This window comes from Anaerorhabdus sp. (assembly GCF_036637135.1).
Taxonomy (GTDB): domain Bacteria; phylum Bacillota_I; class Bacilli_A; order Erysipelotrichales; family Erysipelotrichaceae; genus Anaerorhabdus.
Window position 1 is genome coordinate 1 of record NZ_JAVWNC010000078.1, and the last position, 8264, is coordinate 8264.

The 8264-nt window shown below is 32.3% G+C and carries 10 protein-coding genes, 1 other RNA gene and 1 pseudogene; all 12 read right to left on the bottom strand.

Annotation, left to right across the window (positions count from 1 at the left end; genetic code table 11):
• Positions 1–194 (bottom strand): annotated as a pseudogene (locus RR643_RS10555) (ATP-binding protein); the annotation flags it as partial.
• A 98-nt stretch (positions 195–292) separates the two neighbouring features.
• Positions 293–850, bottom strand: coding sequence for a VanZ family protein (locus RR643_RS10560; protein ID WP_332469646.1), 558 nt, complete (start codon positions 848–850; stop codon positions 293–295).
• 79 nt (positions 851–929) lie between these two features.
• Positions 930–1850: a hypothetical protein gene (locus RR643_RS10565; RefSeq protein ID WP_332469645.1), complete on the bottom strand. Its 921-nt coding sequence runs from the start codon at positions 1848–1850 to the stop codon at positions 930–932.
• A gap of 18 nt (positions 1851–1868) precedes the next feature.
• Positions 1869–3536 (bottom strand): formate--tetrahydrofolate ligase, encoded by a 1668-nt coding sequence (locus RR643_RS10570; protein WP_332483184.1) that lies wholly within the window; start codon positions 3534–3536, stop codon positions 1869–1871.
• Between the two features lie 21 nt (positions 3537–3557).
• Positions 3558–4157 (bottom strand): recombination mediator RecR, encoded by a 600-nt coding sequence (gene recR / locus RR643_RS10575; protein WP_332483185.1) that lies wholly within the window; start codon positions 4155–4157, stop codon positions 3558–3560.
• A 2-nt stretch (positions 4158–4159) separates the two neighbouring features.
• A complete protein-coding gene (locus RR643_RS10580) occupies positions 4160–4468 on the bottom strand; it encodes a YbaB/EbfC family nucleoid-associated protein (protein WP_332469642.1) in 309 nt (102 codons plus the stop codon).
• A gap of 3 nt (positions 4469–4471) precedes the next feature.
• Positions 4472–6217: a DNA polymerase III subunit gamma/tau gene (gene dnaX / locus RR643_RS10585; RefSeq protein WP_332483186.1), complete on the bottom strand. Its 1746-nt coding sequence runs from the start codon at positions 6215–6217 to the stop codon at positions 4472–4474.
• A 116-nt stretch (positions 6218–6333) separates the two neighbouring features.
• A complete protein-coding gene (locus tag RR643_RS10590) occupies positions 6334–6588 on the bottom strand; it encodes a TfoX/Sxy family protein (RefSeq protein WP_332469640.1) in 255 nt (84 codons plus the stop codon).
• 3 nt (positions 6589–6591) lie between these two features.
• A complete protein-coding gene (gene tadA / locus RR643_RS10595; RefSeq protein WP_332469639.1) occupies positions 6592–7068 on the bottom strand; it encodes a tRNA adenosine(34) deaminase TadA in 477 nt (158 codons plus the stop codon).
• Entirely contained in the window at positions 7055–7516 is a 462-nt protein-coding gene (locus RR643_RS10600) for an NUDIX hydrolase (protein ID WP_332483187.1), read from the bottom strand. Before RR643_RS10600 ends, tadA begins: the two co-directional genes overlap by 14 nt.
• 9 nt (positions 7517–7525) lie before the next feature.
• Positions 7526–7623, bottom strand: an RNA gene (gene ffs / locus RR643_RS10605) — signal recognition particle sRNA small type.
• Between the two features lie 63 nt (positions 7624–7686).
• Positions 7687–8264 (bottom strand): hypothetical protein (locus RR643_RS10610; RefSeq protein WP_332483188.1); only part of this gene is annotated, 578 nt, incomplete at its 5' end.

The following is an 8264-nucleotide window of genomic DNA, read 5'->3' on the forward strand; positions in this document are numbered from 1 at the left end:
GATGGTTTTATACTTGCTGTTTTTAGATATTCTTCCCTATTATCTGGATCTTGTAATCTTAAAACACTTTTTGCTATATTTAATCCCGTTGTTGTTTTCCCACCCCATTTTGGGCCAACAATCAATGTGGCACCAAACACTTCCATATTTATTTTCAGTTCTTTGTCTACCACTCTTTTTTTATAGTTTTTCATCACTTTACCTCTATGCTTATTATTGGTTATTTAAGTGGATATTTCAACTGTATTACCTGTTTTTGTGGCATTTCATTACCTGTTTTTGTGGCGTTTCATTACCTGTTTTTGTGGCATTTCATTACCTGTTTTTGCGCTTCGTTAGTCGCGATGATCATATACCTTGAGAATACGTATACCATATAACCAATTATTGCGCCTGATAAATTCATGATTATATCATCAATATCTGCTGACCTACCTATAAAGCTTTGAATGAATTCAAGTGTAAATGTAGTTAGGAATGCGATGATAAGTAAAATATACCATTTACTTGTTTGTTTAAATACCATTGGCATCAAACATCCGAATGGGATGAATAATATTACATTGGGTAGTTTTTCTACCACAAATTGATCAATTCCATTTACTTGCTGAAGCCAGAGAAAAGGTTTTATGTTTATATTTTCTATTGATGGGCGAGTAAGATCAATCGGCGTATAAAATAATGTAGCAAACAGAATGAGTATAATAGTACAAACTAATCCAAATCCACAAATCAATTTAAATGTACTATAGCCTCTTTTCTTTAATCTAACTAACAACGGAAAACAAATAATAAAAAAGATACTGATAAATAGTAGTGCCAAAGTAAAATATGCCTCAAGTCTATGCATAATACATCTCCTTTTATGCAACTATCTTACTTTACTAATACTTTCAATATCTTAAGTATTTCTTACAATTAGTATACGATTATCCTTCGTTGATATTTTTTATAATATTAACTATTTCATCATTCAATGGCAACTCTGAAAGTATTTCAAATTTTAATTTGAAATTATACTCACTAATCTCTTTTATTAAAATTCTATAGCTCACTAAGTGACCAATTAAATATTGTAACTTGCGATTTAAATCTTTGGGTTTATAAATAAATGGTACTGCGATAATAACTTCATTATCGTTATAATAGATACTATCTGTTTTACTACCTTTTATTAACTCAAAGTTATCTTCACAACATTTTTCCTTGGCTAATTTTCTAGCTTTTTTTGTTTCAGTATCGGTATAAAAATCATCATTAATCCGTTGATAAACTAGTGAAATTTGATGCTTGATTTCATCTTCCTCAAGACTGGATTTTGACTCTGTTGTAGACATAGCCATCGTCCACATATCAATACCACTTTCATTAGCTTTATTAAGCAATTTTGATGTAGCTTGTGGATCTTCTTTATCTAAATAAATATAACTCTCAATTTTGTTGGATATCATAACACCTACTTCACTTAAGTAAATAGGTGATTGAAAGAAGACAACTTCATCCAAATACAAACAATTCATTTGTTTTGGCATCATTTTATCTTTAGAAACTTTGAGTATTGCATCATACAATTCATCTTGGGTTGCATAACCATTCAACGAACCATATTCTTTCCACATTTTTTTGAAACTCAATGTGTATGATCTTTTGAACTTACCATAACCCACGATGCCTTTTTCTTTTCTTCTACCTCTCTCACTTCCTTTTGCAAGGAAGAAGAGTAAGTCTCCTTCAATAAAATCAGTAAATCTTTTTTGAGAACCTGGACGCCAAAAATTCATCGCATGATTTCCGTTTAAACGATGAAATTCAATCATATGTTTATCTGTAACATACGCAATTGATGACATGTCATTCTCCTTCTTTATCTAGAATATTCCGTAACTTTCTCCATTTTCATCAACACCCATGCCTAGTGCCGCAGGTACTTTAGGTAGTCCTGGCATTGTCATAATACTTCCTGTAAATACAACAACAAATCCAGCTCCTGCAGATACTTTAACTTCATTAACATGAATATCAAATCCAGTAGGTCTACCTACAATCTTTGGATCATCTGTTAATGACATTGGTGTTTTTGCCATACATATTGGTAATTTAGAAAAGCCCATTTCATTTAGCTTTTCGATTTGTTCCTTCGCTTGATCACTGAAGATAACATCGCGTCCACCATACACTTTTTGAGTGATCGTACGTACTTTATTTTCTATAGAATCATTAACATCATAAATTGGTGCATAGTGTGATTCTGTATCACAACATGCCACAACTTTATTCGCTAAATCAATTGTACCTTCTCCACCTTTTGCCCAAGCATCCGATAGTGATACAAGTACATCTTTTTCTTCACACCATTTTTTTAATGCTTCTACTTCTGCATCAGTATCTTTTGCGAATTTATTGATTGCGACAAGTATTGGCACTCCAAATTGTTTTACTGTATCAATATGTTTTTCTAGATTTTCAATACCTTTAAGCATTGCATCTACATTTTCATTTCCTAATTCTTCTGCACTTACACCACCATGTAATTTAAGTGCTCTAATTGTTGCGACAACAACAATCGTATTTGGTTTTAAATCTGCAATACGACATTTAATATCTAAGAATTTTTCAGCTCCTAAATCTGCTCCAAATCCCGCTTCAGTTACAACATAGTCAGAAAGTTTTAATGCCATCTTTGTAGCGATAACCGAGTTGCATCCATGCGCAATATTTGCGAATGGACCACCATGAATAAGCACTGGTGTTTTCTCTAGTGTTTGAACTAAGTTTGGTTTAATTGCTTCCTTCATCACTACAGTTAATGCTCCACCTACTTTTAAGTCTTGAATCGTAACAGGTAAATCATCATAAGTGTATGCAACGATACAACGATTAACTCTTTCTTCAAAGTCTTTTAAATCTTTTGACAAACATAAAATTGCCATAATTTCTGTAGCTACTGTTATACAAAAACTATCTTTACGTTCAACACCATTTGTTGGTTTATCTTGTGCAATTGTAATACTACGTAAAGTTCTATCATTCATATCCAAACATCTTTTCCAAATAACTTTTGTTGGATCAATGTTGAGTTCATTTCCTTGATAAATTGAATTATCTAAAACAGCCGACACTAAATTGTTTGTCGTTGTGATGGCATGCATGTCTCCTGTGAAGTGCAAGTTAATATCTTCCATTGGTACAACTTGTGCATATCCTCCACCTGTTGCCCCACCCTTTAATCCAAATACTGGACCAAGAGATGGTTCACGTAAACAACCCATAACATTTTTACCAATCTTTGAAAGTCCATCAACTAAACCAACTGTTGTTGTTGATTTTCCTTCACCTGCTTTTGTTGGATTGATTGCAGTTACTAAAATTAACTTACCATCTTTTCTGTCTTTTAAATCCGTCATGATGTCATTGTTAATTTTAGCTTTTGTTGAACCATAATATTCAACATATTTTGGATCAATGTTTGCTTTCTCTACAATCTTTGAAATTGGTTCCATTACATTTTCTTGAGCAATTTGTAAGTCTGTTTTCATTTCCTTTTCCCCCGCTTTTGATTAATCGTTTTTCATTTGTTTACGACCCTCTAACGCTTTAATTAGAGTCAGTTCATCAGCATAATCTAAATGTCCACCCATTGGTAATCCATGAGCGATACGTGTTACTAAACATCCTTTTTCTTCTAATAGTTTTGCTAAGTATAATGCTGTTGTTTCACCTTCAAGTGTTAAGTTAGTCGCAATGATTACTTCTTGTACATTTTCGTCAATACGATTCATCAATTCACTTATATTTAAGTCTTCTGGTAGAATCCCTTTTCTTGGTGAAATAACACCATGGAGTACATGATATACTCCTGTAAATTCTCTTGTCTTTTCCATTGCGATAATATCTTTTGCAGATTGTACAACACAAATTTCATTTTTATTTCTTGATGTATCTTGGCAAATTAAACATGTTTCATCTTCACTATAATTTCCACAAATATGACAAGTATGTATTTTTGTTTTGCAATCAACTAAAGCTTTCGCAAATCCTTGAATATCTTCTTCACTTGTATCTAACATGAGTAGTGCATAACGTTCTGCTGTCTTTGCTCCAACACCTGGTAGAAGTTTAAAATATTCAATTAAGTCTTCTAAACTTTTTGGATACATGATTAGAACATTCCTGGCATTTTAACACCAGCTGTTACTGTTCCCATTTTTTCTTCACGATCTTTACTTGCTGTATCAACAGCTTGATTAATCGCAACCATAATCAAATCTTGTAACATTTCTTTATTATCTTTCTCTAAAAGATCTTCTTCAATGTTAATGTTTACTACTTCATAATTACCTTTGATCGTAACACTAACACCATTACCACCAGCAGTACCTGCATATTCCGATTCATTTAATTCTGCTTCAATTTTTTGAATACTTCCTTGCATCTTTTGTGCTTGTTTCAATAAGTTTTGTAAATCCATTTTTTATTCCTCCTCAAAAATTGATATGTTTTCTTCACCAAATAAATCAATTAGTTTTTCTTCATTGGTTTTCTTTTTTTCTTTTGTAACTACCTTTTTATATTTCGTAATCATTGCAGCATCAGGCAATTCATTTTTAGTCCAACGTTCTTTGAATTCTAATGTGATTTTTACAAAAGATTCTTTATCAATTGCATAAATCATTTTATCCAAATCGCATTGTTCTTTTACAAAATAATATAACTCTTGATTGAGTTGTAAATCATTAATTTGATTTGCTTCAGCTGGAGAATCAGTTGTAATAACAATGTAATCTTGTCCACTTGCCGCAATATCAGTATGTTTTAAAATTGTTGCGCATTTTGCACACGTAATCTCTCTTGATTTACCATCCAATGTAGTCCAAATTTGTTTGTCTATTTCTTTATTTTCTTTACTAGCGCCCGACAACAAACTCAATACAAATTCAACAGATAGTGTTGGTACAGGTTCTTCTTTTTTCGGTTTAATTTCTTTTACTTCTTCTTTTACATCAAGTATTGGTAATTCAACAAGATCCTCTTGTTGCTCATCAGGATATATATCTTGTTGTTGATGTTGTTGTTCAACTGGTTTGTTTAAAGGTTGCTTCACTACCGTTTGTTGAATGATCTCAATCGGTTTAGAACTTACTTCAGTTGCTCCCATCATTTTGAGAACTGCTACTTCAAAGTAGGATGTTACATTACTTGCATTTCGATACGATACAGTTGCTTCCATTAGAACATCAATCATCTTCAGAAGTACATTTGCATTTCGATTACTACAAATTGTTTCTACTTCATTTACATTCAACATTTGAAGTAATCCTGAATCACTTGTATATGCATAGATAACACTCTCTTTAAGTACCTCTACCAAATCATTAGTAAGTCTTCGTATATCCACACCTTTTTCATTCAGTGATTGAATTGTATTTAGTAATGACTTTGCATCCTTATCAAAAATGTTTTGTATTAAATCCATTTTTTCTTTGATTGTAGTGATACCATAAATATCATTTACATGTTTCACTGTAATCTCATCCTGTGCATACGCTATACATTGGTCTAATATACTTAATGCATCACGCATACCACCATCTGATAATACCGCAACCAAACGCAACGCTTCATCATCCACACGGATACCTTCTGTATCCACAACATAACGTAATCGTTGAATGATTTCTTCTTGTCCAACTTTACCAAAGTCATAACGTTGACAACGCGAAATAATTGTCGGTAATACTTTGTAAGGTTCTGTTGTAGCTAAAACGAAGATAACATGTGCAGGTGGTTCTTCTAACGTTTTTAGTAATGCATTAAAAGCTCCTTGCGATAACATGTGAACTTCATCGATAATATATACTTTAAATTTACCTTGAATTGGAGAATACTTTACTTTTTCAATTAAATCACGAATTTGATCAACACCACTACTACTTGCAGCATCGATTTCTACTATATCTTGATGCGTACCTGCATCACTAGCTTTACAATTATCACACTCATTGCATGGTGCCTTCTCTTTATTTTCACAGTTGACTGCTTTAGCTAAAAGTCGTGCAACTGATGTTTTCCCAGTACCACGAGGACCACACAACAAATACGCGTGTGCTGTTTTATTTTGTTTAACTGCATTCATCAAAGTCGTCACAATATGTTTTTGACCTACGACTTCTTCAAAAGAAGTTGGACGGTACGTACGATATAAAGCTTTATAACCCATTCTTCCTTCCTCCTTTTTACTCATTATGCTCTTTTTATTATAACAAAAAACAACCTTGAATTATAGTGGGAATAAAGGTTGTTTCATACTATTTCTATAGATACGCCAATCTTCCTTTACTGATGTATTTCAAAGAAGTCTTTGCATTCAATTTTACTTTTTTCACTTAAATCATGCCAACGTATACCTTGTATTGCACCTTCAATGGCATAGAGTTGATTAAGACAAGCCCCTGAATCCACCTTTTTAATACGTAACCAAGCTTCTTTACTCCCTAATTCCTTTAGTTCATCAAGTGTTGTAATTCCTACTTTATTTAGATGTTCCTCAATTACTTTGCCTATATTTACTACTTTAGATAAATCACCCATGTCTTATCCTCTATTATTCTTTCTTTTGCTTTTGAAGAAATCCTTTAGTAATTGTGCACATTCATCTTCTAATACTCCGCCTTCAACCTCAGGATAATGATTAAATCCTTCTATTTCTCTAAAATCAACGCAACTACCAAAACAACCTCCCTTTGGATCATAAGCCCCAAAATAGACTCTTGGTATCCGCGATTGTATGATGGCACCCGCACACATTGGACATGGTTCCAATGTTACATACAATTCACAACCCTCTAACCGCCATGTTTTAAGCTTCTTACAAGCTTTTTCTATTGCGATATGCTCCGCATGAGATGTTGCGTTTTGACTCTTATTCCGTATGTTATAACCCCTAGAAATAACCTTACCATCCAGCACAACAATTGCACCTACCGGTACTTCATCGATACTTTGAGCTTTCAATGCTTGTAAGTAAGCTAACCTCATGTAGTCAACATTTGTTTTCTCATACTTTTTCATTATTTAACCACGCCTCTACTAAGTTATCTCCATTATATACTAACTTTAACGAGAAAAAAGGTAGATCTTTCCTTAAACAATCAAGAAAGATGCGATCACCCTCCCACATGTTTAATGTATCCAGTTCATCCTTAGATACCCACCTCAATGTACCTTCATCACATTCTTTTAATTCACCCTTAAATGAATCTGATGTAAACAAAAACATATATTCAGTATAGCCATCATTTTGTACAAACGTAATGATACCTCTACATTTTGCCTCAACTAAATCTAATCCAGTCTCCTCTTTTACTTCTCTTAAGTTGCACTCATCACATGATTCTCTAGGCTCTAGTTTCCCACCTATACCAATCCATTTCCCTTGATTGATATCCTGCGCTTTTTTATTACGATGAAGCATCAAGTAACAATTATCTTTCTCTATATAGCATAAGGTTGTGATCATCATTGCCTCCAGAAAATAAAAAGGGTACACACAAGTAGAGGTTCTTAAGGCTGCTACCTTCCGGTCCTGACCTGATTCAATACATACTTGTTGTACCGTTATTTATTATACGAGATATTTTATTAATTCACAAGAAGAACTCACAAAGAATTAGAGCATTTCAATCATATTTATCTAATTAGATTTAATTTATTTGCTTCCAAGTAATCATTAGTAACTACACCATAAAAGTGATACTTATTATTTTCATATTCAAATTCATAGAACTCATCATTCTGATAATATTGAATATCCATTCCATCATAATTAATTGAATCGATTAAATTACTTGAATTAATATCCAAATAAATTGGATTATTGCGGCTAATTTCTATAGCATAAACAATTTGATAATCAATAATTGGAAACAAAGCACTCTTATTCATATCTCTCATTGATGTATACATCCAAGCATTTTCAATATTTTGAATTCCTTGGAAGTCGGAAGTTCTTTGATTAAATAAATCGATTGTGCGTTGCTTGGGATTGTCCAAACCATAAATTAGAAATACACATAAAATAAACTTGAATACATAGTATTTATCTTTCTTTATAGAGAATAAGTAATTTGAAAGTAGAATACACAAAACATAAAGAACAAGCTTAAATATTATATTTAACAAGAAACTATAAAACTTGATTTGGATTATATAATTCGCTATAAAAATAAAGAAGATTCCAACTATTAATGACAAAATTTGTTTTTTCA

Excerpts from the sequence above, each read along its gene's own strand:
- RR643_RS10600 (WP_332483187.1), bottom strand. The coding sequence starts at position 7,516 with ATGATCACAACCTTATGCTATATAGAGAAAGATAATTGTTACTTGATG.
- recR (WP_332483185.1), bottom strand. The coding sequence starts at position 4,157 with ATGTATCCAAAAAGTTTAGAAGACTTAATTGAATATTTTAAACTTCTA.
- tadA (WP_332469639.1), bottom strand. The coding sequence starts at position 7,068 with ATGAAAAAGTATGAGAAAACAAATGTTGACTACATGAGGTTAGCTTAC.
- RR643_RS10565 (WP_332469645.1), bottom strand. The coding sequence starts at position 1,850 with ATGTCATCAATTGCGTATGTTACAGATAAACATATGATTGAATTTCAT.
- RR643_RS10570 (WP_332483184.1), bottom strand. The coding sequence starts at position 3,536 with ATGAAAACAGACTTACAAATTGCTCAAGAAAATGTAATGGAACCAATT.
- RR643_RS10560 (WP_332469646.1), bottom strand. The coding sequence starts at position 850 with ATGCATAGACTTGAGGCATATTTTACTTTGGCACTACTATTTATCAGT.
- dnaX (WP_332483186.1), bottom strand. The coding sequence starts at position 6,217 with ATGGGTTATAAAGCTTTATATCGTACGTACCGTCCAACTTCTTTTGAA.
- RR643_RS10590 (WP_332469640.1), bottom strand. The coding sequence starts at position 6,588 with ATGGGTGATTTATCTAAAGTAGTAAATATAGGCAAAGTAATTGAGGAA.
- RR643_RS10580 (WP_332469642.1), bottom strand. The coding sequence starts at position 4,468 with ATGGATTTACAAAACTTATTGAAACAAGCACAAAAGATGCAAGGAAGT.